Genomic DNA, 22,981 nt, shown 5'->3' on the forward strand with positions numbered 1-22,981 from the left:
TCAGCCGGTGAACGCCTCGATCAGCGTCCAGGTGGCCAGCACGGCCATGCAGAGGCCGCCGACGCGCTGCACGGTGCGCAGCGGGACGCGCTTGGCGATGAAGCGGCCGACCAGCAGGGCCAGCGCGGAGACCGACATCAGGGCGGCGGCGGAGCCGATCGCGGTGGGCAGCCAGCCGTTGGTGGCGGCGAGGTTGGCGGTGGTGATCTGGGTCAGGTCGCCCCACTCGCCGATGAACACCGTCATGAACGCGGTGCCCCACACCGGCCAGAAGCCGGTGACCGTCCGGGCGCCGCCCTCCGCGTCGTCGTCGTCACCGCCCGAGCGCAGCAGCACGAACGCGCCGAAGCCGAACAGCGCGGCGGAGACCAGTTTGACGGCCAGGCCGGGCAGCAGGCCCAGCAGGCTGCCCGCGCCGACCGCGATGGCGACGTGCACCACGAACGCCGCCGAGGTGCCGAACCACACGTACAGCGGGCGCATGCGGGTGCCCATGGCCAGCGAGGCGAACATCGTCTTGTCGGGGAGTTCGGCGAGGAAGATCAGCCCGAAGGCGGTGAGCATCGCCAGGGGGTCGAAGGACATCGGAGCGCTTTCTGCAGGGGCCGGGCCGCGGACTCGAACGGCACCGGGCGGGCGACGGGCGAACCTCTCGGCCCGGCACGACGAGACCTCCCGCGCGGTGGGCGCGGCAGGGTCATGCACGGGGCCGAAGGTCTCGTCCGTCGCGGCAGATGGCCTGCGCGACCCACGGGCCGGGACGGGCGAGCCGTCCAGTGTGTCGACCGGTGGTGTTTCGGGACTACTCCCCTTCGCTACGGCGAGTCTAGGGGATCGGCAAAGCCGAGGTAAAGCCGCCCCCGCCCCGGTGTGGGCCGCCCCGCCCCGGGCACGCGCGGGGCCGGAACGGAAGGGAGCGAGCAGATGGACGAGACACCGCAGGGCGGCGCGGGCGGCGTGCCCGCCGGGCCCGACTACGCGGGCGACGACTACCGCGCGGAGGGCCGCCCGCCGACCGTCCGCCACGACCGGCGCGGCGAGGGCTGGAGCTTCGAGCGCGACGCCGAACGCGCGGCCGGGGACGACCGGGACGCGGGGGAGGAGCGCGAGGTGGAGGAGGACGGCCCCGGCGAGGACCGGCCCGACCGCGAGGAGGGGGACGCCACCACCGCCGAACCGGGCCGGGCCCGCCGGCTCCACCCGGACGAGGAGGGGCGGCCCGAGGACTGACACCCGGGCCGGTGGCCCGTTCTCGCCCGTGCGGGCGGACCGGAACGGCCGACGGCGGCACGGACGCGCCTGGTGGCGGGCGGTGCGGCGGCCCGCCCGGCGGGCCCGGATCCGGACAGAATGCCGCCCGACGGCTCGGCGTCCTTCTCCTGGACACGGAAAGCGAGTTAGCGTGACGGTGAGTTAGTTGCCCGAGGCACTCAATTGCCGGGCCCGCCCCGCCGCGCCCCGACCCCGGGCCCGCGCGCCGACCGGGCCCCGGGAAGGGAACCCAGCATGGCCACTGCCACCACCACCCACCCCGCCCCGCGCGGCACCTGCCCGTTCGCCCCGCCGCCCGCCTACCGGCAGGCCGGGCCGGACGAGCCCGTCAGCAAGGTCGCCCTCTGGGACGGCACCCCCTGCTGGCTGGTCACCCGCCACCAGGAAGCCCGCGAGGTCCTCGCCGACCCCCGCTTCAGCGCCGACGCCACCCGCCCCGGCTTCCCCTTCCTCAGCGCCGCCGCCCGCCACCTCGGCGGCGGCAAGACCTCCTTCATCCGGATGGACGACCCCGAGCACGGCCGGCTGCGCCGGATGCTCACCGGCGACTTCACCATCCGCAAGACCGCCGCCCTGCGCCCCGCCGTCCAGCAGGTCGCCGACGAGCTGTTCGAGAAGATGACCACCGGCCGCACCGGTGCCGACCTGGTCGCCGACTTCGCCCTCCCGCTGCCCTCCCTGGTGATCTGCCTGCTGCTCGGCGTCCCCTACCAGGACCACGAGTTCTTCCAGCGCTGCAGCCGCACCCTGCTGCGCCGCGACAGCCCGATCGAGGAGGTGGTCGCCGCGCAGGACGAACTCACCGCCTACCTCGACGCGCTCACCGACCACAAGCGCACCCACCCCGACGACGGCATCCTCAGCCGCCTGGTCGCCCGCGGCGAACTCGCCACCGAGGACATCGGCGCCATGGGCCGCCTGCTGCTCATCGCCGGCCACGAGACCACCGCCAACATGACCGCGCTCTCCGTCCTCGCCCTGCTCCGCCACCCCGACCAGCTCGCCCACCTGCGCGCCCACCCCGAGGCCACGCCCGCCGCCGTCGAGGAACTGCTGCGCTGGCTCAGCATCGTGCAGAGCGGCGTCACCCGGGTCGCGACCGAGGACGCCGAGATCGGCGGCGTGCTCATCCGGGCCGGCGAGGGCGTGATCTGCCAGATCAACGCCGCCAACCGCGACGAACAGCGCTACCCCGACGGCGACGCGCTCGACCTCACCCGCGACACCCGCCGCCACCTCGCCTTCGGCTTCGGCGTCCACCAGTGCCTCGGCCAGCCGCTGGCCCGGCTGGAACTGGAGATCGCCCTCGACACCCTGCTGCGCCGACTGCCCGGACTGCGCCTGGCCGTGCCGTTCGAGGAGATCCGCTTCCGCCACGAGATGACCGTCTACGGCATCGAGTCGCTGCCCGTCGCCTGGTGACCGCCCGCCCCACGAAAGGAACGACCGTGATCGTCCACGTCGACGCGGACCGGTGCTGCGGCGCCGGGCAGTGCGTCCTCGCCGCCCCCGAGGTGTTCGACCAGCGCGACGAGGACGGCACCGTCGTCCTGCTCGACGCCAGCCCGCCCGCCGCCCTCGTCCGGGAGGTCGCCGACGCCGTCGCCGCCTGCCCGGGAGGGGCCATCCGGTTGGAGGAAGGGACACCCCGGTAGGCTGCGGGCCGGTTGGAGGAAGGGGCACCCCGGTAGGCTGCGGGCGAACCACCGGGAGGAGCGGCACGTGCAGGTCACCGGGTTCGTCCCGCGCGAGACGGCCGACCTGCGCGGCCGGGCCGGCGGGCCGCTGACCCTTCGCTACGGGCCGCGCGCGGTCGTCGTCGTCGGCGGACTGCCCGGCAGCGGCAAGTCCACCCTGCTGCGCCGCTGGGACGCCCCCGCCACGCTGATCGACCCCCGCACCACCCGGCTCGCCTGCCAGGCCAGGATGCCCGCCGCCCTCCCGTACCCTGCCTACCGTCCCGCCGTGCGCCTGCTGCACCTGCTGCGCACCCGCGCCGCGTTCCGCCGGCCCGGGCCGCTGCTGGTGCACGACTGCGGCAGCCGCTGGTGGATGCGCCGGGCGCTCGCCCACTGGGCCCGGCGGAGCGGACGCGAACTGCACGTGGTGCTGCTCGCCGTCCGCCCCGCCGAAGCCCTCGCCGGGCAGCGCGCCCGGGCCCGCACCGCCGCACCGCGCACCTTCCGGCTGCACGTGCGGCGGACCGCCCGGCTGCTGGCCGGGATCGAGCGGCGCGGACGGGCGGCGTTCCCCGGCGCCCGGTCGGTGCTGCTCGCCGACGCCGTCTCGCGCGGACGGCTGGCCGGCGTCCGGTTCGACGCCCCGCGGTGACGGGGGTCAGTGGCCGCGGGTGATCCACTCCTCCAGGTGCGGGGCCTCCGCGCCGATGGTGGTCGAATCGCCGTGCCCGGTGCGCACCACCGTCTCCGGCGGCAGCGTCAGCAGGCGCTCGCGGATCGAGGCGACGATGGTCGGGAAGTCCGAGAACGACCGCCCGGTGGCGCCCGGACCGCCCGCGAACAGGGTGTCCCCGGTGAAGACGGTGCCCAGCTCCGGGGCGTACAGGCTGACCGCGCCCGGGCTGTGGCCCGGCGTGTGCAGCACCGTCAGCACCGTGCCCGCCACGGACAGCCGCTGGCCGTCGGAGAGCGGGGCGTCCGGCTCGCGGTCCGGATGGGTCTGCCGCCACAGCACCTGGTCCGAGGGGTGCAGCAGCACCGGCGCGCCGTCGTTCAGCGCCGCCAGCGCGGGCGCCGCGTCCACGTGGTCGTTGTGGGCGTGGGTGGAGACCACCGCCAGCAGCCGACGCCCGCCCAGCGCCGCGTGGATCGCCGCCGCGTCGTGCGCCGCGTCGATCACGACCGCCTCGGAGTCGTCGCCGACGATCCACACGTTGTTGTCGACCTGCCAGGTGCCGCCGTCCAGGCTGAACTCGCCCGAGGTGACCAGCTGTTCGATCCGGGCCGCCATCAGAACACCACCACCGAGCGCAGCACCTCGCCGCGCTGCATCCGGGCGAACGCCTCCTCCACGCCGTCCAGCGGGACCGTCTCGCTGACGAACGCGTCCAGGTCCAGCCGGCCCTGCAGGTACAGGTCGATCAGCATCGGGAAGTCCCGCTCCGGCAGGCAGTCCCCGTACCAGGACGACTTCAGCGCGCCGCCGCGCCCGAACACGTCCAGCAGCGGCAGCTCCAGCTTCATCTCCGGCGTCGGCACGCCGACCAGCACCACCGTGCCCGCCAGGTCGCGGGCGTAGAACGCCTGCCGGTACGTCTCCGGGCGGCCCACCGCCTCGATCACCACGTCCGCGCCGTTGCCGCCGGTCAGCCCGCGGATCGCCTCCACCGCGTCCACCTCGCGGGAGTTGACGGTGTGGGTGGCGCCCAGGCGCTGCGCGGTGGCGAGTTTGCGGTCGTCCACGTCCACCGCGATGATCGTGCCCGCGCCGGCCAGCCGGGAGCCCACCACCGCCGCGTTGCCCACACCGCCGCAGCCGATCACCGCGACGCTGTCGCCCCGGCCCACCTGGCCGGTGTTGATCGCCGCGCCCAGACCCGCCATCACCCCGCAGCCCAGCAGGCCGGCCGCCGCCGGGGACGCCGCCGGGTCGACCTTGGTGCACTGGCCGGCCGCGACCAGCGTCTTCTCCGCGAAGGCGCCGATGCCCAGCGCCGGGGACAGCTCGGTGCCGTCCTCCAGCGTCATCTTCTGCTTCGCGTTGTGGGTGGCGAAGCAGTACCACGGCCGACCGCGCTTGCAGGCCCGACAACGTCCGCACACCGCGCGCCAGTTGAGGATCACGTAGTCGCCGGGGGAGAGGTCCTCGACGCCCTCGCCGACCGACTCCACCACGCCCGCCGCCTCGTGCCCCAGCAGGAACGGGAACTCGTCGTTGATCCCGCCCTCCCGGTAGTGCAGGTCCGTGTGGCACACCCCGCACGCCTGCACCCGCACCACGGCCTCACCCGGCCCCGGATCCGGCACCACGACGGGCACCACCTCCACCGGCGCCCCCTTCGCACGCGCGATCACACCCCGGACAACCTGAGCCATCTTCGGTACCCGTCCTCACTCGATCAACGGCGACACCCGGCACTGGGCGCCGCCCAGCAGCGAACTTACGCGCTTTCAGGGAGGAAGTCGCCCGGTCGGGCCTGCGGGGCGGGTGGTGCCTTCGGGGGGTCAGCTACGGGGGTGGGTCAGGAGGGTGCGGGCCCGGGCGGGGGTGATCAGTTCGCTGAGTGCCGGTTCGGCCAGCAGGGAGACCGGGGCCAGGTGGTCGGGGCTCACCGGTCGCCACAGTGGTAGCGCCGCGAGCAGTTCGGACCAGGCGCGTTCGGTGTCCGGGTGCGTGGTGAGCCGGTCGACGATCCGGTGCACGGCCGCGTCGAACTCCGGTGGTCCGAAGGAGAACCGGAAGCCGGGCCCGGTCATCGCCTCGTACCCGGCGAGCGCCTCCCGCAGCGGGCGGGGGCCGTTCCGGCGGAGCCTGGGCAGCGTGTACGGCTCGTGCCCCCGTGCCTCCCGGGCCAGCCGGACCAGCAGCGGCAGGAACCCCCCCGGTCAGCAGCGGTTCGGTCAGGAACACCTCCGCGTCCCGGTTCCACGGCAGGTTCAGCGCGAGGGACGGCCAGCCGTCCAGCACAGGAACTCGCGCAGCGAGGGCGGCAGCGGGCGGCCGAGGCGGGCCTCGGCGGCGGCGACCTCCGCCTCGGTGGCGGGGGAGAAGCCGAGCCAGCCGCTCCGGGCCACCTCCGGGTCGAGCGGGACGGCCGAGGGGTCGGCCCGCCGGGCCGTGATCCACTCGGTGCTCCACAGCTCCAGGAACTCCCGCCACCGCACCCGGTCCATGCCCGCTCCAGTTCTCTCCGCCATGATGGAGGCCCCACTCCAGCACGTCCCGCCGTCGGAGGGTTCGGCCGTTCGTGTGGTGGGCGCAGGGCAACCGTGAAAGTTCTGCGTCGATGTGCGCATCCCCGGGCCGGGCGGGTAGTCGGGGTCCTGCCGTCAGCTTTCGGCACCGCCCGCCGCCGTCCTCTGGAAGGAAGCCGCCCCGCATGGCCGTCGCCACCTGCTGGTCCACCACCGTCACGCTCCCGCTCAGCCCGCACCCCGACCTGGCGGTGGAGGCCGGGCTGCACTTCGACTCCTCGCTGCCGTACGCCGTGCGGCTGCTGTTCCCGCCGGTCGGCCGGATCGAGGCCGTGGAGTGGGTGTTCGGCCGCGACCTGCTGAACGAGGGCCGCCACGCCCCCGTCGGACACGGCGACGTCACCGTCTGTCCGGGGGCCGCCGACGACGTTCTGGTCACCCTGCACGGCGGCACCGGGGCGGCGGTGGTCAGCATCCCGGCCGAGGTCGTCACCGGTTTCCTGGTCGAGTGCTACGACCTCGTCCCGGCCGGCCACGAGCACGAGCACCTGGACGTGGACGGCCTGATCGCCCGCGTCCTGGAGGGCTGACGCCCGTCCGATCGGGACACCGGGAGGCGGGCACCGGGGCGGCGGGACGGGCGGGCGGTGGCGTCGGCGGTCCGCACGCCCCCGTGCCGCGCCTCGGTGCGAACCGGTCCGGTGCCGGGGCAATCCGGGCGGGCGGCCGCGACGAACACGGGTGGAGTCGTGTCGTCGAGTCGTCGCGGCCGGGAGTTCCGGCCGCCGCAAGGGAGGCCCCGGTGCCCGTGGCGCAGCGCAGCAACGTCCTTGGTGGGGTGGCCGGATGAGCCGCGTGGTGCCGCTGGCCGCGCCGCGCCGGCCCGGGCCGGACCTGCGGGAACTGCTGTCCAGGGTGGTGCGGGGCGACCAGGAGGCGTTCGCCGCGCTCTACGACGCCGTCTCCGGGCCGGTGTTCGGCCTGGTGCGGCGGGTGGTGCGGGACCCCGCCCAGTCCGAGGAGGTCACCCAGGAGGTCCTGCTGGAGGTGTGGCGCACCGCCGCCCGCTACCGGGCCGAGCGCGGCGAAGTGCTGCCCTGGGTGCTGACCATCGCGCACCGGCGGGCCGTCGACCGGGTCCGCTCCGCACAGGCCGCCGCCGACCGCGACCGGCGGGTCGCGGCCGCCACCCACGGCGGCACGCCCTACGACGAGGTCGCCGAACAGGTCGAAGGCCGCCTGGAACGCGAACAGGTGCGGCGCTGCCTCAAGACGCTCACCGAACTCCAGCGCGAGTCACTGACGCTCGCCTACTACCGCGGCTACAGCTACCCCGAGGTCGCCCAGGTGCTCGGCGCACCGCTCGGCACCGTCAAGACCCGCATGCGCGACGGCCTGATCCGGATGCGCGACTGCCTGGGAGTGAGCGCGTGAACACCCTCGACCCGCACACCCTGACCGGCGCGTACGCCACCCACGCGCTCGGCCCCGAAGAACGCGACGCCTTCGAACGGCACCTCGACCACTGCCCGTCCTGCGCCCAGGAGAGCGCCGAGTTCGCCGCCACCCTGGCCCGGCTCGGCGCGGCCGAGGCGCTCACCCCGCCCGAGGCGCTCAGGGCCCGCGTCCTGGCCGCCCTGCCCGGCATCCGGCAGGAAGCCCCGCCGGTCGCCCGGACCGCGCCGACCCGGGGCCGACTCGCCCGCCACGCACCGAAGTTCGCCCTCGCCGCCTGCCTCGCGCTGGCCCTCGGCGCGGGCGCGGTCGCCGTCCAGCAGCACCACGAGGCCGAGTCGGCCCGCGACCGCGCCGCCGCGCTCGCCCGCCGGCAGGAGGACGTCACCGCCCTGCTCACCGCACCCGACGCCCGCACCGCGACCGCCGCCACCGCGGGCGGCACCGGCACCGTCGTCTGGTCCGCCGCCCGCGACCGGGCCGGCTTCCTCGCCGCCGGTCTCCCCGCCCCGGGCCCGGGCCGCACCTACCAGCTCTGGTACGACGACGCCGGCACCATGCGCCCGGCGGGCCTGCTCCCCACCGGCACCGGCACCCTGCTGCTCACCGGCGCCCTCGACGGAGCGGCCGGCGTGGGCGTCACGCTCGAACCGGCCGGCGGCTCCGCGCACCCGAGCGGGGCGCCGGTGCTGCTGGTGCCGTTCGGCTGAGCAGGGGGAGGGCGGTGCCGGCACCGACCTGCGGGCCCCGGCCGGTGGCCGGTGCCCGCAGGTCGGTCAGCGGTGCCGGTGGCGGCGGGGCGGGAGGGGGAGGAACGGGCTGGTGCGGGCGGCGTACTCCGTCCAGCCCGGGCGGTCGGTGGTGGTGAGGTGGCGTTCCAGCATCGGTCGGCCGCTGCCGAAGGCGAGGAGCCAGGTCATCAGGAGGGGGCTGGGGAGGAGGGCCCAGCCGATCGGGTGGTCGGCGGCCAGGAGGAACAGGCCCCACCAGACGCAGGCGTCGCCGAAGTAGTTGGGGTGGCGGGTCCAGCGCCACAGGCCGCGGTCCATGACCTGGCCGCGGTGGGCCGGGTCGGCCTTGAAGCGGGCCAGTTGGGCGTCGCCGACGGCCTCGAAGAACAGGCCGGCCGCCCAGAGCGCGGTGCCCGCCCAGGCGGTGGGGCCGGGCGGGTCGGGGAGGTACTGGGCGGCCAGGACGGGGAGGGCGACGAACCAGACCAGGGCGGCCTGGAGGAGGTAGACGGTCCGCAGCGCGTACCGGGTGCGGGCCGGGCCGGCGGGGGCCTTGGCGAGCATCCGGGCGTAGCGGGCGTCCTCGGGGAGGCCGCGGGCCCGCCACCACAGGTGGGCGGCGAGCCGCAGCCCCCAGACCGTCACCAGGGTGGTGGCCAGCGCCCGGCGACCCCCGTCGCCGTACCCGGCGGAGAGCGCGCAGCCGGTCAGCGCGACGGCGGTGAACGCCAGGCCCCAGGCGACGTCCACGCCGCGGTGGCGGCCGGTGCGCACCCCGACCGCGAACGCGAGCAGCATGACGAGCAGGGCCGCGCCGGCGCCGCCGGCCGCGCCGAGGCCGAACGCGGCGGCGTTCACCGCGCACCGTCCCGGCCCAGCAGCACCTGGTGGACGTCCAGGTAGCCGGAGCGGAACCCGGCCTCCGAGTAGGCGAGGTACAGCTCCCACATCCGCCGGAACACCTCGTCGAAGCCCAGCGCCGCGACCTGCTCGGCGCGCTCGGTGAACCGCTCCCGCCACAGCCGCAGCGTCTCCGCGTAGTGCGGCCCGTACGCGTCCGCGCTCCGCACCCGCAGCCCGGTGTGCGCGGCGGCGGTGTCGGCGAGCGCCCGCAGCGAGGGGATCTGCCCGCCGGGGAAGACGTACTTCAGGATCCAGGTGTACGTGCCGCTGCTGGCGAGCATCCGCCGGTGCGGCATGGTGATGGCCTGCAGGGCGACCCGGCCGCCGGGAGCGAGCAGCCGGTCCAGGGCGGTGAAGTAGGCGGGCCAGAACGGGCGTCCGACGGCCTCGATCATCTCCACGCTGACGATCGCGTCGAACTCGCCGCGCACCTGCCGGTAGTCGCACAGCCGGACGTCGACCCGGGCGGACTGCCCGGCCTCGGCGATCCGGTGGCGGGCCAGGGCGAGCTGTTCGGCGGAGAGCGTCACGCTGACCACCTCGGCGCCGCGGGCGGCGGCGCGCAGGGCGAGTTCGCCCCAGCCGGTGCCGATCTCCAGCAGCCGGGTGCCGGGGCCGACCCGGGCCAGGTCGAGCAGCCGGTCGATCTTGCGGTGCTGGGCGGGCACCAGGTCGGCCCGGCGGACGGCGGGGGAGGGGTCGGAGAACACCGCCGAGGAGTACGACATGGTCGGGTCGAGGAAGAGCGCGAACAGCTCGTTCGACAGGTCGTAGTGCCGGTGCACGTTGCGCGGCGCGTTGGCGGTCGTGGACAGCTCGTCCGCCGGGGTCCGCCGCACGTACAGCCGCCGCAGCCAGGCCGTGCCGGGCGGCACCAGGGTCTCCGGGCGGGCGGCCAGCGCGGTCAGCAGGCGAGCCGGGTCCGGGCTGTCCCAGTCGCCCGCCTGGTACGACTCGCCGAAGCCGATCAGGCCGCCCGCGCCGACCCGGTGCGCGAACGCCTCCGGCCGGTGCAGCCGCAGCACCGGCGCCCCGGGCGGCGCGGGCAGCAGCACCCGCCCGCCGGGCAGTTCGACCCGCAGCCCGTGGCGGGCCGCCGCCCGGCGCAGCAGCCACCCGGCCGCCGCGGCCCGCAGCGGGGCGCGCGGCACCCGGGCGACGTCCGGCCAGCGCACCGGGTCGACGACGGCGGGCGGGAGCGGGGCGGTGGTGGTCATGACGGGCGGCCTCTCCGACGGGGTGCGGGTACGGGGGTGGGAGCGGGGCGGGGGTGGACCGGCAGGCCGCGCAGCCACAGGCGGACGCCCTGGGCGCGGATCCGCAGGCTGACGGCGAAGGTCGCGAACGGGTGCCGGACGGTGGTCCGCAGCAGGGCGGCCGGGGTGGCGGGGCGGCCGGTGCCGGTCACGGTGGCGGTGAACGCCCGTCCGGCGGGCAGTTCCAGCCGGACGGCCAGGTGCAGGCGGGCCGTGCCGTCCGGGCCCGGGTGCGGGTCCGGTTCCGGGAGCAGCAGGCGGTAGTGGCCGTCGAGCGGCAGGAACGGCGAGACGTAGAAGTCCTTGGCGGCCCCGGCGCACCCGGCGGCGTCCGGCCGCAGCAGGTAGCGGTGCCGCCCGCCGTAGGTGTTGTGCACCTCGGCGACGGTGCACAGCGCCGCACCCGCCGCGTCCCGGCACCAGTACACCGTCAGCGGGTTGAACACGTGCCCGAGCGAGCGGGCCTGGGCGAGCATCAGCACCCGGCCGCCGCCCAACTCCATGCCGTGCGCGGCGAGGTGGCGCTCCAGGTCGCGGCGGATGGTCGGGGCCGGGGCGCCGGAAGCGCCGAGGGCGTGGTCGCCCGGCAGGAAGCGGGCCAGCGGGCGCAGCGGCCACGGCAGTTCGGGCAGCGCGTCGAGGTCGACCAGCCAGAGCGGGAAGCGGTGGCGGAAGACCCGGCGCGGCTCGGCCCGGACGTGGGTGGTGCGGGCCTCGTACAGCACCGCGCCCCACGGGCCGGGCAGCGCGGGGCGCGGCCCGGGCGCGGGGCCGCCGCCGGGCCGGGCGGCGCTCGGCGCGCAGGAGGGGCCGGCCGGTGCGGACGAGGGGCCGTCCGGGCTCACGGGGCTACCGCCGCGAGCAGCCGGTGGGCGGCGGCCAGGCCGGAGCGGCAGCCGTCCTCGTGGAACCCCCAGCCGTGGTACGCCCCGGCGAACGCGGTGCGGCCGGTGGCCAGTTCGGGCAGCCGCCGCTGGGCGGCGACCGTGCCGGCGGTGTACACGGGGTGCTCGTAGACGGTGCGGGAGACCACCAGCGGTTCGGGGACGGGGGAGTGCCCGTCCTCGTTCAGGGTGACCAGGTAGTCCTCCGCGCCGCCCAGGCGCAGCAGCCGGTTCAGGTGGTAGCTGACCCGGACCCGGTCGGACGGCGCGTCGCAGTCCGGCATCCGGTAGTTCCAGGAGGCGCGCGCCCAGACCGCCCGGGGCAGCAGCGAGGCGTCCCGGTGCAGCACCGTCGGGTTGCGGGAGTAGGCGAAGGCGCCCAGCACCTCCCGCTCGGCCCGGGTCGGGTCGGCCAGCAGGCGCAGCGCCTGGTCGGCGTGGACGGCGACCACCACCGCGTCCGCCCTGGTCCACCGCCCGTCCGCGGTGGTCACGGTGACGCCGTCCGGGTGCCGGCGCACCGCGCGCACCGGCGCGTCGCGGTGCACGGTGCCGGAGCGCGCGGCCAGGTGCGCGGCGATCCGCTCCACGTACTCGGCGGAGCCGCCGACCACGGTGCGCCAGGTCGGCGAGCCGGTGACGCTCAGCAGGCCGTGGTTGGCCAGGAAGGAGAACAGGTAGCGGGCCGGGTAGTCGCCGGCCAGGTCGGGGGCGCAGGACCACACCGCGGACACCACCGGGGTCGCGAAGTGCTGCACGAAGTACGCGGAGAAGCCGTGCCCGGCCAGGAACTCGCGCAGGCTCGGATCGCCCCGCTCCGGGTCGGCCAGCAGGGCGCGGGCCAGCCGGTGGAAGCGCGGCACCTCGCCGAGCATCCGCAGGTACCGGCCGCGCGTCAGGTTGCCGGGCGCGGCCAGCAGCCCGGAGGGGCCGCGGGCGCCCGCGTACTCCAGGCCGCAGCCCGCGCAGGACACCGACATGCTCATGTCGCTGTCCTGCGTGCGCACCCCCAACTCGCCGAACAGGGCGACCAGTTCCGGGTAGGTGCGGGTGTTGTGCACCAGGAACCCGGTGTCCAGCGCCAGCTCCCGGCCGTCCGCCGCCGTGGTCCGCTGGGTGTGCGCGTGCCCGCCGAGCCGGCCGTCCGCCTCGAACAGCTCGACCACCACCCCGGCCCGCGCCAGCGCGTACGCCGCGCTCAGCCCGGCCACACCCGCCCCCACCACGGCCACCCGCCGCACCCCCGGCCGACGGCGCGGCGACGGCGGGACGGGGCCCCCGCCGGAAACGGTGCCGAGTGTCGTCACGTCCATCCTCCCGCTGCTCCCGGACCGCCCGCGGCGGCCTTCGTGCCCGCCATTCGGCACCGCCCGCGCACCGGATTGGTCCGAACGGGGGCCGAATCGGTCCGAACGGGGGAAGCGGGCCGACGCGCCGTCAGCCCCCGTCCAGCACCTCGGGCATCCGCCGCGCCGCCGCGTCCGCCAGCCGCTCGAACTCCCCCCGCACGAACGGCCCCGCCAGCCGCGCCAGTCCGTGGAAGCGCAGCCGCGCCCGGTAGCGGACCACCGTCCCGCCCGGGGCCGGACCGACGGTGATCTCGTCCCGGGCGGTGACCGTGCGGTTGCGCCCGACGAACACCAACCGGTCCGACTCCCGGGCCGCCAGCTCGTACACCAGCTCGGTGCGCCGCCCCCGGAACACCGAGACGTTGCGCCACCGCGCCCCCGGGACCACCCCGCCCGCACCGACCCGGACGCACTCCACCGTGCCCGGGTCCCACTCGACGGCGTGCGCGAAGTCCGCCAGGTACTCCAGCACCTCACCGGCCGGACGGCGGACCGGGATCTCCCGCACCACCTCGATCATCAGGTCCTCCTCGGGCGTAGGGAACGTCGCCGGGGATTCGAAGCCGGGCGGGCGACGGATGGGTGCGGAAGCGGACGCGGTCGGCGCCGGTACCGAGGCAGGGGTCGGCGGGTGGCGGCGCGCGCGGCCGAGTCCGGCGCGGACGCCGGCGAACGCGGGACGGCCGAGGCCGCACGACAGGCCCGCCCGGCCGCCGTTGCACCCTGTGGTGGAACCGGGCGGGCGGGCCGTGACCCGGCCGGGGGCGGGCAGTTGGACCGGGCGTGACAGAGTCCGCGCATACCAGCCCGCTGCCCGTGGTCCGCCTCCAGTGGACGATGCTGCAACCCCTGCTGGCCGCCCTCTCGGAGGCCGGAGTGCCGCTCCGGCCCGGCGACCTGGACCAGTTGCAGCACGCCGCCGCGATCGGCCCGGAGTTCGCCCACGCCCTGGCCCGGTGGATCCGGGCCGCACACGCCGCCGCCGGGTCCGACCGGCTGCCGGTCGGGGTCCGCACGCTGGCCCCGCGCCCCGAACGCCCCGCCCTGCCGGCCACCGGCGCGCCCGCCGCCGGGCCCGCCGCCGTCCCGGACCGGCACGCCTCCTGAGCACCCGAACGTCCCGCCCGCGTAACCGTCGCGGGCCGTGACCCGTTGGACTGAACATGCCCGTGATCAACGAACCGCGCCGCCCGCAGGGCGGGCACCCGGTGTCGGCGCCCCCGCGCGTCCCCGACCCGGCCGACGCCCACGGCCGGCCCGCCGACCTCCACGGCCGGCCCGCCGACGCCCACGGCCGGCCCGCCGGCCCTCCGTCGTTCGGGCACCAGGCCGCGGCCCAACTGCTCGGCCTGCGCGAGGTCGTGCTCCCCGCCGCCGTGATCGCCGCCGCCGACCTGCTGCTCGGCGACGCCCTCGACAGCGACGACCCCGTCACCCGGGAGGCCGCCGCCGCCACCCGCGGGCGGCTGCGCGCGGCCCTCGGGCAGGCGTGACCGCTCCGGCCCCCGGCCCGGTCCGCTGTCGCGGGGCGTCCGGGGCTACGGGGTGCCCGGGGCGCGCAGGCCGTCGAGGACGACGGTCTTCGGGCCGTCCCCGGTGGCCAACGTGCTCGCCGGCTGGGCGGGGCCGGCGCTCGCCGGGCTCTGCCTCCTGGGCGCGCACCCGGTGCGGCACCCCGGCTGGGCGCTGCTCGGCCTGACCGTCGGCGCGCTGCCGATGGCCCTGTTCCACGCCACCGGCCGGACGCTCGGCGCGCGTGACTGAGGATTCGCGGTCGGACGGCGCCGTGGACGCGGCCCCCTTCGCCGCCCCCGGTGATTCGAGGCGCCGCCCGGTTCGCCGAGGTCTCTTCGAGCACGGACGGTGTCTCCACCGTCGGCACTTCCGGTGGCCCGGCCGGGCCCGGTCCGCGACATTGGCGGAATTTCGCTCCATTGTCGAGGTTTCGGAGGGGAATTCAATTGACCGGTCAATCCCTTCTTTTGATTCCGGGTCATATCCGGGGTAATGCGCACTAACCTCGTGCCATGGCGAACGGCGTGTTCCACACCGTGTACGGCATCGAGATCAACCTGACCCGGCCCGATCTGGGCCACCCCGACCGCCCCGGACTCCTGGCGGAGATCACCGCGCCGATCGACCGGCGCGAGCGCGAACTCCTGCAGTGCCTCCAGCACCACCGCGAGGGGTGGTGCGAGGCGGAGGAGCGGGGTGCGGAGCGCTCCCCGTGGATGCACGTCCGGCGGCGCACCGTCGGCGGCCGGACCGGCTGGGTCGCCGCGCACCTGCCGGCCCGCCGCACCCCGACGGCGGAGGAGGAGGACCGGCGCAAGGCGCTGCGGGAGCGCATCGCCCGGGCCGCCGACCGGCACGGCTGCCGGTACGAGGTGGGAGCCCGGGTCGGCGGCCGGGCGCGCGCCGACGTGCTGGTGACCGGGCCGGGCGGGCTGCGGATCGGCTGGGCGGCCCCGTACGCGCCGGTCACCGCGGAGACGGTCCGCCGGCGCTCGCGGGCCGCGGCCGAGCACGGCGTCGTGCCGCTCTGGGTGACCTGCGACGAGCGCGCCGCGCTGATCGACCGGGCGCCCTGGGCCCGGGTCGACGACCTGCCGTGGCAGCGGATCGCCTCCCGCTCGCCGATGGTGGTGCGCGCGGGGGTGCGGTACCTCCAGCAGTGGAAGTGCCTGCGCGGCAGCGCCCGGCCCTGCCCGCTGAACGGCTCCTGGTGCGGCCGGCTGCACACCGGCTGGTACCTGCCCGCGCTGTGCCTGCCGCGCAGGCCCCCGATCGAGGTGGACGAGCTGGTCGGGGCGAGCGCGGCCGGGGAGCTCGTCCCGATGCGGGTGCCGCTGCAGTCCGACGCCTCCGCCGTCGCCCGGATGTGGGTCCCGGCCGCCGACCGGGACCGCTGGCGGGAGACCTTCGCCGAGGACGACCGGCGCGAACCCGCCGAGCCCGCCCCCGACGCCGGGATCGGCTACGCCTGCGAGGAGTTGGACCCGGTCTGCCGCTACGGCGAGGAGGACTTCGCCTACGACGACCCCCACCCCCGGTCCCGCCCCCGTCGCGGCCACGCCGACGCGGTCGCCCTGCACACCCACGACACCGTCCCCGAACGGCTGCTCACCCTCCCCCGGCAGGTCCGCCGGGGCCTGGTGGCCACTCCCGAGCAGCGCCGCCGGGCCGCCGCCGCGCTCGACTGCCACATCGCCCACGTCGGCCCCTGCGCGGGCTGCGGCGCCCCGATCGACCGCTACGGCCCGCGCGGCACCCACGCCTGCGCCCCCTGCCGGGCCCGGGTCGCGGCCCGGATCACGGCCCGGGCCGCGATCCGGGGCTGAGGCGCCGGCACCCCTAGCCGGTCGGTGACCGGCGCGGCGTCGCCCGGTCGTGCCGCACCGGTCAGGAATCGAGAAGCCCCGGGCGGGTGGGGGCGCCTAGCGTCGTAGGCATGGCAGACATCGACAGCATCACCCTGGACGTGGCCGACCCCGAGGCCGCCGCCCGTTTCTACGCCGACGCGTTCGGCCTCGACGAAGGGCTGGTGCGGCTGCGGGCCGCGGCCGACCCGTCGGAGGGGTTCCGCGGGTTCACGCTCGCCCTGACCGTGCCCGAGCCGGCGGACGTGGACAGCTTCACGGCCTCGGCGGTGGCCGCCGGGGCGAGCGTGCTCAAGCCCGCCGCGAAGTCGCTGTGGGGGTACGGCGCGGTGATGCAGGCCCCGGACGGGGCGATCTGGAAGCTGGCCACCTCGACGAAGAGGAGCACCGGCCCGGCCACCCGCCGGGTCGACGACGTCGTGCTGCTGATCGGGGTGGCGGACTTCGCGGCGACCAAGCGGTACTACGTCGAGCGGGGCTTCACCGTGGCCAAGGGCTTCGGGCGGGTGTACGCCGAGTTCGCGGCGGGGGAGGGCCGGGTGAAGCTCGCGCTCTACCGCCGCAAGGCGCTGGCCAAGGACCTGGGGGTGGCCCCGGAGGGCAGCGGCTCGCACCGGCTGACGGCCAACGCCGCGGGCACCGAGGCGTTCACCGACCCGGACGGCTTCCGCTGGGCGACGGCGGAGGCCCGGCCACCGCCTGAGCTCCCGGCCGCGGTGCGCGCGGGGCCGGTCCATCGCCGGCCGGTCGGGGTGACGGTTAATCAGTTGCCGCGCCGTGGAGGTTCGTTAGGATGGTCCGTCATGCCCGAGACCCCCCTGGACGACCTCCTCCACCCGCCGACCGTCCCCTACGACCACGGGTTCCTCGACACCGGCGACGGCAACCGCGTCTACTACGAGCAGCTCGGCGCCCCCGAGGGCAAGCCCGTCCTGTACGTGCACGGCGGCCCCGGCGCGGGCGCGCCGCGCCGGGCCACCCGGGCCTGGGACCCGGCACGCTACCGGGTGATCCGCTACGACCAGCGCAACTGCGGGCGCAGCACCCCGCACGCGAGCGACCCGTCGGCGGACATGGCGCTGAACACCACGCAGCACCTGATCGACGACATGGAGCTGCTGCGCGCGCACCTGGGCATCGAGCGCTGGCTGCTGGACGGCGCGTCCTGGGGCTCCACGCTGATCCTGGCGTACGCGCAGCAGCACCCGGAGCGGGTCAGCGAGATCGTCCTCCAGGCGGTCACCACCACCCGCCGTGCCGAGACCGACTGGCTCTACCACCGGGTGTCGGCCTTCAAGCCCGAGGCCTGGGACCGCTTCCGGGCCGCCGTCCCCGAACACACCTGGGACGGCGACGTGTACGCCCTGCTGGCCGCCTACGCGCGCCGGATGGAGCACCCCGACCGGGCGGTGCGGGCTGCGGCCGCCGACGCCTGGCTGGCCTGGGAGGACGCGGTGATCTCGGACGAGCCGAACGGCCTCCCCGGCATGTACAGCGCCCGGGAGGCGGACGACCGGATCGCCTTCGTCCGGATCTGCGCGCACTTCTTCAGCAACGGCGCCTGGCTGGCGGAGGACCAACTGCTGCGCGGAGCCCACCGGCTGGCGGGCATCCCGGGCGTGCTGGTGCACGGCAGGTACGACATGGGCTCCCCGGTGCAGACGGCGTGGGAGCTGGCGAAGGCGTGGCCGGACGCCCGGCTGCACGTCTTCGACGACTCCGGGCACGTCGGCGGCGAGGCGATGCGGCGGACGGTGTTCGAGGCCCTGGAGGAGTTCAAGCACCACTGAGCCGGTGCCGCCCGGGGCGGACGGCACCGGCCCGGGCGGTCACTTCTGCCAGCCCACCGAGGTGATCACGGTGCTGGCCAGGCTGCCGGCGCCGTAGTTGGCCAGGCCCTTGCGGACGGCGACGACACTGGGGCGCTGGTACAGCTCCAGGGTGTGGCCGAGCTCCCAGATCTTCGCGTCGGCCTGGTTGTACAGCTCGGCGGCCTGCGCCGGGTCGAGGGTGGCGGCGGCCTTGCGCAGCAGGCCGTCGATCTCGGGGGTGCTGAGCTTCGAGTAGTTGCCGAACACGTTGTCGCCCTGCGGGGCGCGGTAGATCGCCACCGTCTGGGAGAGCGGGAAGGAGTCGGTGTTGCGCCAGCTGGCCAGGTCGAACTTCCCCTGGTTGATGTACTTGGTGAAGTACTCCTTGCTGGGCACCTTGTCGACGGTCAGCTTCACGCCGACCTGCTGGAGCATGTTCTGCGCGGCGGAGGCCAGGTCGATCTGCGCCTGGTTGGAGCCGTCGTTCAGCACGTAGTGCAGCTCCAGCGGCTGCCCGTCCTTGCTGCGGGTGCCGCCCGCGTCCTTCCACCCGGCCTCGTCCAGCCACTTCTTCGCGGTGGCCGGGTCGTAGGAGGCCCAGTCGGCGGAGTTGGCGCGGTAGCCGTTCTGGTTGGTCATGAACAGGTGGTTGTCCAGCGGCTTGAACTCCACCGGGACGCCCTTGTTGGCGATCTTGATCAGTGAGGCGCGGTCCAGCGCCCGGCCGAGCGCCTGGCGGACCTTCTGGTCGGCGAGCGGGCCGTTGCCGCCGAAGGAGATGTGCACCTCGTCCCAGGGGGTGCCGGTGCGGATCGCCGCGTCGGGGGCGTCCTTGAGCTGGCCGTAGGAGGCGGCGCTGCCCGCCGAGGCCAGGTCGATCTCGTTGTTCAGGAACGCCTGGGTGATCGCGGCGGCGTCCAGCACCCGGTAGGTGATCCGGTCCAGCTTGGGCTTCGGGCCCCACCAGCGGGGGTTGGGCGTCAGGGTGATGGTCTGCGCGGTCTTGTCGGCGTTCGAGACCACGAACGGACCGCCGAAGACCGGGGTCTTCTCCACCCAGCCGTCGTTGAAGTCCTGCGGGGCGGAGATCCCGGCGGCGGGCAGCAGCGGGTTGAACAGGTTCTGCCAGTCGGCGTACGGCTCGGCGAAGGTCACCTTGACCTCGCTCGGGTCCGCGCCCTGCTCGACGGCGGAGATCTGCTCGTAGCCGGAGGGGTCGGCGATGTTGTACGCCGGGTCCTTGCCGTTGGACGCCTTCCAGACCGCCGCGAAGTCGCGGTAGCCGATCGGGGTGCCGTCCGACCAGACCGCCTTCGGGTTGAGCTTGTACGTCACCACCTGCGGCGAGGTGGAGGTGACCTCGGCGGAGGCCAGGTACGCGGGATCGGGGTGGTAGACGCCCTTGGCGTCGACCCGGAAGAGCTTGGCCTCCACGTAGCCCATGATCTCCACCGCGTCGCCGTACCTGCCGTCGACCTGGTACGGGTTCCACTGGGTGATCCACTGCTGGAGCGGGAGGCGCAGTTCGCCGCCGTCCTTGAGGTTCTCCGGCGGCTGCGGGTTGTTGTCCTCGGCGTCCACGGTGGGGGCCACGGTCTTGGCCACGTCGCCGCCGGATCCCCCCGCCGAGCTGCAGGCGGTCGCGGCGAGCAGGACGGCGAGGGCCGCCGCGGCGGTGCGGCCGGTACGGCGGATCGCGGACGGTGTGCGCATCGGTGGAGTCCTCGGATTTCGAAGAGTCGGGGGCCACCAGGTGTGGCGGCGGTTGATGGTGGGCAGCCAAGTCGGTGCCGGCGGGCCGAACGTAACAGCCCGTCAGCCGTCTCACCAGAGGTGTGTGCGCAGAACTGATCGAAACGAAACGCGGCGCAACACTGCCGCAACACGCTGTCCGTACCCGTCTGATCAGCTGTGACCAGCGGGTTCGCCGGACCGGTCGGACCCGCCGGCGCGGCGGGCTCTGGACGGATGATCCGGAGTGGCGTACAACTGCTGCGCGAAAGTGCGTCAAACCCTGTACTAGCGAAGGCAAATGACCATGTTCCCCAGGTGTGCGAACCACACCGGAGGCAGGCCGTGACGCGATACCTCGCGGGACGGCTCGGCTACTACGCCGCCCTGCTGACCGCAGCGGTGTTCCTGTCGTACGCCCTCACCGCCACCGCCCTCGGCCCCCGCGCCTACTTCGAGGCCAAGCAGCCGCGCCCCTCCGCCGCCGCCGTCGACCGCCAGCTCACCGCGCTCAACCTCAACGACCGCACCCCCGTGGCCGAACGCTTCGGCACCTGGGCCAACGGCCTGCTCCACGCCGACCTCGGCCGCACCATTCACGGCACCGCCGTCAACGAGGAGTTCGGCCGCCGGATCTGGGTCTCGCTGCGGCTGCTGCTGGTCGGCAGCCTGCTCGGCATGCTGCTCGGCGTCGCCGCCGGAGCCTGGAGCGCGGTGCGCCAGTACCGGCTCTCCGACCGGCTGCTGACCGTGCTCTCCTTCGTGCTGCTCTCCACCCCCGTCTTCCTGCTCGCCCTGCTGCTCAAGAACGGCGCGATCGCCGCCAAGGACGCCGCCGGGCACGAGGTGATCCCGTTCACCGGCTACGAGACGCCCAACCTGGCCGGCGGGGTCGGCACCCACCTCGCCGACTGGGCGCTGCACCTGCTGCTGCCCACCCTCTCGCTGGCCCTCGGCGGCCTGGCCACCTACAGCCGCTACCAGCGCGCCACCATGCTCGACGTGCTCGGCGCGGACTACCTGCGCACCGCCGAGGCCAAGGGGCTCACCCGCGGCCGCGCCCTGCTCAAGCACGGCCTGCGCACCGCGATCATCCCGATGACCACGATGTTCGCCTACGCCTTCCTCGGCCTGTTCACCGGCGCCGCCTTCACCGAGACCATCTTCGGCTGGCACGGCATGGGGGAGTGGTTCATCCAGGCCGTCAACGAACAGGACGTCAACTCGGTCGTCGCGGTCAACCTGTTCGCCGCCGTGGTGGTCCTCGCCGCCGGCTTCCTCGCCGACGCCCTGCACGCCGCGCTCGACCCCCGGGTGAGGACCGCGTGAGCGCCGAACTCGTCGCCGTCGCCCAGCAGTCGACCGGCGAACCGCCCGCGCCGCGCGGCCGGTGGCGGCTGGTGGCCGCCCGACTGGCCGGCTCGCGCGGGGCCGTGGCCGGACTGGCCGTGCTGGGGCTGCTGTTCCTGCTGGCCTTCGCCGGGCCGTACCTGACGCCCTGGGACTACACCGCGCCCGACTACGCCAACCTGCGCCAACCCCCGTCCGCCGCGCACTGGTTCGGCACCAACGGGCTCGGCCAGGACGTGTTCGCGCAGACCGTCCGGGGCCTGCAGAAGTCCCTGGCGATCGGCCTGCTGGTGGCGGTCCTCTCCACCGGCCTGGCCTCGCTGGTCGGGGCCTGCGCCGGGTACTTCGGCGGCTGGACCGACCGGGTGCTGACCTTCCTGGTCGACCTGCTGCTGATCTTCCCCGCCTTCCTGGTGCTCGCCGTGCTCTCGCCCCGGCTGCGCGGCAGCGGCTGGATCGCCTTCGTGCTGCTGCTCGCCGTCTTCAACTGGATGATCACCGCCCGGGTGGTCCGTTCGATGACCCGCTCGCTGCGCGAGCGCGAATTCGTCGCCGCCGCCCGGTACATGGGCGTCGGTCCGTTCCGGATCATCTGGCGGCACGTGCTGCCGAACGTCTCCTCGTTCCTGATCATCGACGCCACCGTGACCGTCGGCGGCGCCGTGATGAGCGAGGCCGCGCTCTCCTACTTCGGCTTCGGCGTCCGCCCGCCCGACGTCTCGCTCGGCACCCTGCTGGCCGCCGGCGCGGGCGACGCCCCGGTCTTCCCCTGGCTGTTCTACTTCGCCGCCGGGCTGCTGGTGCTGTTCGTGCTCGCCGTCAACCTGGTCGGCGACGGCCTGCGCGACGCCCTCGACCCGACGGCCGCGGCCGGACGCCGCCCCCGCCGCACCCGCCCCCGCCGCACCCGATCCACCGACACCCCCTCGCGCCGGAGCACCCCGTGACCACCCCGCCGACCTTCCAGCCGACCTCCCCCCTGCTCGCCGTCCGCGGCCTCACCGTCGACTTCGACGGCCGCCCGGCGGTCCGCGGCGTCGACCTCGACCTGCACCGGGGCGAGACGCTCGGCCTGGTCGGCGAGTCCGGCTCCGGCAAGTCCGTCACCGCGCTTGCCGTCCTCGGCCTGCTGCCCGGCACCGCCCGCACCGGCGGATCCGTCCGCCTGGACGGCCGCGAACTGCTCGGCCTGCCCGCCCGGCGCCTCGCCGAAGTCCGCGGCCGCCGGATCGCCATGGTCTTCCAGGACCCGCTGTCCGCCTTCACCCCCGTCCACCGGATCGGCGACCAGATCGCCGAAGCCGTCCGTGTCCACCAGGACGTGGGCCGCGCCGCCGCCCGCAAGCGCGCCGCCGACCTGCTCGACCTGGTCGGCATCCCGGACCCGGCCCGGGCCCTGGACGCCTTCCCGCACGAGTTCTCCGGCGGCATGCGCCAACGCGCCATGATCGCCATGGCGGTGGCCAACGACCCCGACGTGCTGCTCGCCGACGAACCCACCACCGCCCTCGACGTCACCATCCAGGCCCAGGTCCTCGACGTGCTGCGCACCGCCCAGCGCGAGAGCGGCGCCGCGCTCGTCCTGGTCAGCCACGACCTCGGGGTGATCGCCGGCAGCGCCGACCGGGTCGCCGTCATGTACGCCGGACGGATCGTCGAGACCGCCCCCGTCGACGAACTGTTCACCGCCCCCCGCCACCCCTACACGCTCGGCCTGCTCGGCGCCGTCCCCCGGCTCGACGGCCGCGGCGGGCCGCTCGTCCCCATCCCCGGCTCCCCGCCCGCCACCGGCGAAGCCCCCGGCCCCGGCTGCGCGTTCGCCGACCGCTGCCCGCTCGCCGAGGACCGCTGCCGCACCGCCGAACCGCCGCTGACCGGCCCCGCAGGCCCCGGCGGCCCCGGCGCGCACCTCGCCGCCTGCGTCCGCGCCGACCACCTCGCCGCCACCCGCCCCGCCCCCGCCGAGGTCTACCCCGTCCCGGAAC

General features: G+C 75.4%; 26 protein-coding genes and 1 pseudogene. 16 read left to right on the forward strand and 11 right to left on the reverse strand.

The features are described 5' to 3' along the window. Positions 1-585 (reverse strand): TMEM165/GDT1 family protein, encoded by a 585-nt coding sequence (locus OO48_RS26170; protein ID WP_033220536.1) that lies wholly within the window; start codon positions 583-585, stop codon positions 1-3. Positions 586-924: 339 nt separating this feature from the next. On the opposite strand from OO48_RS26170, the gene OO48_RS26175 reads away from it, so the two are divergent. From OO48_RS26175 to OO48_RS26190, 4 genes are all read left to right on the forward strand, one after another. Next, positions 925-1,230 carry a hypothetical protein gene (locus OO48_RS26175; protein ID WP_033220538.1) on the forward strand — a complete coding sequence of 102 codons (306 nt, stop codon included), beginning with the start codon at positions 925-927 and terminating at the stop codon, positions 1,228-1,230. A gap of 276 nt (positions 1,231-1,506) precedes the next feature. Next, the gene (locus OO48_RS26180; RefSeq protein ID WP_033220539.1) at positions 1,507-2,694 is read left to right on the forward strand and encodes a cytochrome P450; all 1,188 of its coding nucleotides are present in this window, start codon (positions 1,507-1,509) and stop codon (positions 2,692-2,694) included. Between the two features lie 26 nt (positions 2,695-2,720). Continuing rightward, positions 2,721-2,927, forward strand: a complete 207-nt coding sequence (locus tag OO48_RS26185) for a ferredoxin (protein WP_033220540.1) — start codon at positions 2,721-2,723, stop codon at positions 2,925-2,927. A 67-nt stretch (positions 2,928-2,994) separates the two neighbouring features. After that, positions 2,995-3,603 (forward strand): AAA family ATPase, encoded by a 609-nt coding sequence (locus tag OO48_RS26190; protein WP_051732827.1) that lies wholly within the window; start codon positions 2,995-2,997, stop codon positions 3,601-3,603. Between the two features lie 6 nt (positions 3,604-3,609). Here the strand turns inward: OO48_RS26190 and OO48_RS26195 are convergent, their stop codons facing one another. The 4 genes from OO48_RS26195 to OO48_RS40210 form a co-directional block, all read right to left on the reverse strand. Continuing rightward, positions 3,610-4,242, reverse strand: coding sequence for an MBL fold metallo-hydrolase (locus OO48_RS26195; RefSeq protein ID WP_033220541.1), 633 nt, complete (start codon positions 4,240-4,242; stop codon positions 3,610-3,612). Further along, positions 4,242-5,327, reverse strand: a complete 1,086-nt coding sequence (locus OO48_RS26200; RefSeq protein WP_033220542.1) for an S-(hydroxymethyl)mycothiol dehydrogenase — start codon at positions 5,325-5,327, stop codon at positions 4,242-4,244. The genes OO48_RS26195 and OO48_RS26200 overlap by 1 nt, the downstream gene beginning before the upstream one ends. 129 nt (positions 5,328-5,456) lie before the next feature. Further along, a complete protein-coding gene (locus tag OO48_RS37640) occupies positions 5,457-5,708 on the reverse strand; it encodes a hypothetical protein (RefSeq protein WP_033220544.1) in 252 nt (83 codons plus the stop codon). A 180-nt stretch (positions 5,709-5,888) separates the two neighbouring features. Further along, entirely contained in the window at positions 5,889-6,125 is a 237-nt protein-coding gene (locus tag OO48_RS40210; RefSeq protein ID WP_033220546.1) for an SMI1/KNR4 family protein, read from the reverse strand. A 206-nt stretch (positions 6,126-6,331) separates the two neighbouring features. Between OO48_RS40210 and OO48_RS26215 the strand changes: the two genes are divergently transcribed. The 3 genes from OO48_RS26215 to OO48_RS26225 all read left to right on the forward strand — a co-directional run bounded on the left by OO48_RS26215 (position 6,332) and on the right by OO48_RS26225 (position 8,311). Beyond that, positions 6,332-6,736: an SsgA family sporulation/cell division regulator gene (locus tag OO48_RS26215; protein WP_033220548.1), complete on the forward strand. Its 405-nt coding sequence runs from the start codon at positions 6,332-6,334 to the stop codon at positions 6,734-6,736. Between the two features lie 256 nt (positions 6,737-6,992). Beyond that, the gene (locus OO48_RS26220; protein ID WP_033220550.1) at positions 6,993-7,580 is read left to right on the forward strand and encodes a sigma-70 family RNA polymerase sigma factor; all 588 of its coding nucleotides are present in this window, start codon (positions 6,993-6,995) and stop codon (positions 7,578-7,580) included. Further along, positions 7,577-8,311 (forward strand): anti-sigma factor, encoded by a 735-nt coding sequence (locus tag OO48_RS26225; RefSeq protein WP_033220551.1) that lies wholly within the window; start codon positions 7,577-7,579, stop codon positions 8,309-8,311. Before OO48_RS26220 ends, OO48_RS26225 begins: the two co-directional genes overlap by 4 nt. A gap of 66 nt (positions 8,312-8,377) precedes the next feature. Here the strand turns inward: OO48_RS26225 and OO48_RS26230 are convergent, their stop codons facing one another. The 5 genes from OO48_RS26230 to OO48_RS26250 form a co-directional block, all read right to left on the reverse strand. After that, complete coding sequence (locus tag OO48_RS26230) at positions 8,378-9,130, reverse strand: DUF1295 domain-containing protein (RefSeq protein WP_081952395.1); 753 nt, start codon at positions 9,128-9,130, stop codon at positions 8,378-8,380. A 56-nt stretch (positions 9,131-9,186) separates the two neighbouring features. Further along, positions 9,187-10,452: a class I SAM-dependent methyltransferase gene (locus tag OO48_RS26235; RefSeq protein WP_033220555.1), complete on the reverse strand. Its 1,266-nt coding sequence runs from the start codon at positions 10,450-10,452 to the stop codon at positions 9,187-9,189. Further along, complete coding sequence (locus OO48_RS26240) at positions 10,449-11,237, reverse strand: DUF1365 domain-containing protein (protein ID WP_209439542.1); 789 nt, start codon at positions 11,235-11,237, stop codon at positions 10,449-10,451. Before OO48_RS26240 ends, OO48_RS26235 begins: the two co-directional genes overlap by 4 nt. Positions 11,238-11,332: 95 nt before the next feature. Beyond that, positions 11,333-12,688, reverse strand: coding sequence for an NAD(P)/FAD-dependent oxidoreductase (locus OO48_RS26245; protein ID WP_167346480.1), 1,356 nt, complete (start codon positions 12,686-12,688; stop codon positions 11,333-11,335). Between the two features lie 124 nt (positions 12,689-12,812). Further along, positions 12,813-13,244, reverse strand: a complete 432-nt coding sequence (locus OO48_RS26250; RefSeq protein ID WP_033220559.1) for an SRPBCC family protein — start codon at positions 13,242-13,244, stop codon at positions 12,813-12,815. Positions 13,245-13,507: 263 nt separating this feature from the next. Here OO48_RS26250 and OO48_RS26255 point away from each other — a divergent pair, with 263 nt between their 5' ends. The 6 genes and pseudogenes from OO48_RS26255 (at position 13,508) to pip (ending at position 17,894) form a co-directional block, all read left to right on the forward strand. Continuing rightward, positions 13,508-13,831 carry a hypothetical protein gene (locus tag OO48_RS26255; protein WP_157845539.1) on the forward strand — a complete coding sequence of 108 codons (324 nt, stop codon included), beginning with the start codon at positions 13,508-13,510 and terminating at the stop codon, positions 13,829-13,831. A gap of 56 nt (positions 13,832-13,887) precedes the next feature. Continuing rightward, complete coding sequence (locus OO48_RS26260) at positions 13,888-14,217, forward strand: hypothetical protein (protein ID WP_033220562.1); 330 nt, start codon at positions 13,888-13,890, stop codon at positions 14,215-14,217. Positions 14,218-14,320: 103 nt separating this feature from the next. Beyond that, on the forward strand, positions 14,321-14,488 hold the full coding sequence (locus tag OO48_RS38555; protein ID WP_157845540.1) for a hypothetical protein: 168 nt from the start codon (positions 14,321-14,323) through the stop codon (positions 14,486-14,488). Between the two features lie 263 nt (positions 14,489-14,751). Beyond that, positions 14,752-16,065 carry a hypothetical protein gene (locus OO48_RS26265; RefSeq protein ID WP_051732828.1) on the forward strand — a complete coding sequence of 438 codons (1,314 nt, stop codon included), beginning with the start codon at positions 14,752-14,754 and terminating at the stop codon, positions 16,063-16,065. Positions 16,066-16,175: 110 nt separating this feature from the next. Then, positions 16,176-16,445 (forward strand): annotated as a pseudogene (locus tag OO48_RS40215) (VOC family protein); the annotation flags it as partial. Between the two features lie 462 nt (positions 16,446-16,907). Next, positions 16,908-17,894, forward strand: coding sequence for a prolyl aminopeptidase (gene pip, locus OO48_RS40220; RefSeq protein ID WP_033220585.1), 987 nt, complete (start codon positions 16,908-16,910; stop codon positions 17,892-17,894). Between the two features lie 39 nt (positions 17,895-17,933). Here the strand turns inward: pip and OO48_RS26275 are convergent, their stop codons facing one another. After that, on the reverse strand, positions 17,934-19,628 hold the full coding sequence (locus OO48_RS26275) for an ABC transporter family substrate-binding protein (protein ID WP_033220564.1): 1,695 nt from the start codon (positions 19,626-19,628) through the stop codon (positions 17,934-17,936). 363 nt (positions 19,629-19,991) lie between these two features. Here OO48_RS26275 and OO48_RS26280 point away from each other — a divergent pair, with 363 nt between their 5' ends. The 3 genes from OO48_RS26280 to OO48_RS26290 form a co-directional block, all read left to right on the forward strand. After that, a complete protein-coding gene (locus tag OO48_RS26280; protein WP_033220566.1) occupies positions 19,992-20,975 on the forward strand; it encodes an ABC transporter permease in 984 nt (327 codons plus the stop codon). Positions 20,976-21,046: 71 nt separating this feature from the next. After that, positions 21,047-21,943, forward strand: coding sequence for an ABC transporter permease (locus tag OO48_RS26285; RefSeq protein ID WP_245194811.1), 897 nt, complete (start codon positions 21,047-21,049; stop codon positions 21,941-21,943). After that, positions 21,940-22,981 (forward strand): ABC transporter ATP-binding protein (locus OO48_RS26290; protein ID WP_033220568.1); only part of this gene is annotated, 1,042 nt, incomplete at its 3' end. The genes OO48_RS26285 and OO48_RS26290, both read left to right, overlap by 4 nt.

Origin of the sequence: Kitasatospora phosalacinea (assembly GCF_000716545.1) — a bacterium.
Taxonomy (GTDB): domain Bacteria; phylum Actinomycetota; class Actinomycetes; order Streptomycetales; family Streptomycetaceae; genus Kitasatospora; species Kitasatospora phosalacinea.

Coding starts and splice junctions, on each gene's coding strand:
- OO48_RS26170 (WP_033220536.1), bottom strand. CDS start 585: ATGTCCTTCGACCCCCTGGCGATGCTCACCGCCTTCGGGCTGATCTTC.
- OO48_RS26175 (WP_033220538.1), top strand. CDS start 925: ATGGACGAGACACCGCAGGGCGGCGCGGGCGGCGTGCCCGCCGGGCCC.
- OO48_RS26180 (WP_033220539.1), top strand. CDS start 1,507: ATGGCCACTGCCACCACCACCCACCCCGCCCCGCGCGGCACCTGCCCG.
- OO48_RS26195 (WP_033220541.1), bottom strand. CDS start 4,242: ATGGCGGCCCGGATCGAACAGCTGGTCACCTCGGGCGAGTTCAGCCTG.
- OO48_RS26200 (WP_033220542.1), bottom strand. CDS start 5,327: ATGGCTCAGGTTGTCCGGGGTGTGATCGCGCGTGCGAAGGGGGCGCCG.
- OO48_RS37640 (WP_033220544.1), bottom strand. CDS start 5,708: ATGACCGGGCCCGGCTTCCGGTTCTCCTTCGGACCACCGGAGTTCGAC.
- OO48_RS40210 (WP_033220546.1), bottom strand. CDS start 6,125: ATGGACCGGGTGCGGTGGCGGGAGTTCCTGGAGCTGTGGAGCACCGAG.
- OO48_RS26215 (WP_033220548.1), top strand. CDS start 6,332: ATGGCCGTCGCCACCTGCTGGTCCACCACCGTCACGCTCCCGCTCAGC.
- OO48_RS26220 (WP_033220550.1), top strand. CDS start 6,993: ATGAGCCGCGTGGTGCCGCTGGCCGCGCCGCGCCGGCCCGGGCCGGAC.
- OO48_RS26230 (WP_081952395.1), bottom strand. CDS start 9,130: ATGCTGCTCGCGTTCGCGGTCGGGGTGCGCACCGGCCGCCACCGCGGC.
- OO48_RS26235 (WP_033220555.1), bottom strand. CDS start 10,452: ATGACCACCACCGCCCCGCTCCCGCCCGCCGTCGTCGACCCGGTGCGC.
- OO48_RS26245 (WP_167346480.1), bottom strand. CDS start 12,688: ATGGACGTGACGACACTCGGCACCGTTTCCGGCGGGGGCCCCGTCCCG.
- OO48_RS26250 (WP_033220559.1), bottom strand. CDS start 13,244: ATGATCGAGGTGGTGCGGGAGATCCCGGTCCGCCGTCCGGCCGGTGAG.
- OO48_RS26260 (WP_033220562.1), top strand. CDS start 13,888: ATGCCCGTGATCAACGAACCGCGCCGCCCGCAGGGCGGGCACCCGGTG.
- OO48_RS26265 (WP_051732828.1), top strand. CDS start 14,752: ATGGCGAACGGCGTGTTCCACACCGTGTACGGCATCGAGATCAACCTG.
- pip (WP_033220585.1), top strand. CDS start 16,908: ATGCCCGAGACCCCCCTGGACGACCTCCTCCACCCGCCGACCGTCCCC.
- OO48_RS26275 (WP_033220564.1), bottom strand. CDS start 19,628: ATGCGCACACCGTCCGCGATCCGCCGTACCGGCCGCACCGCCGCGGCG.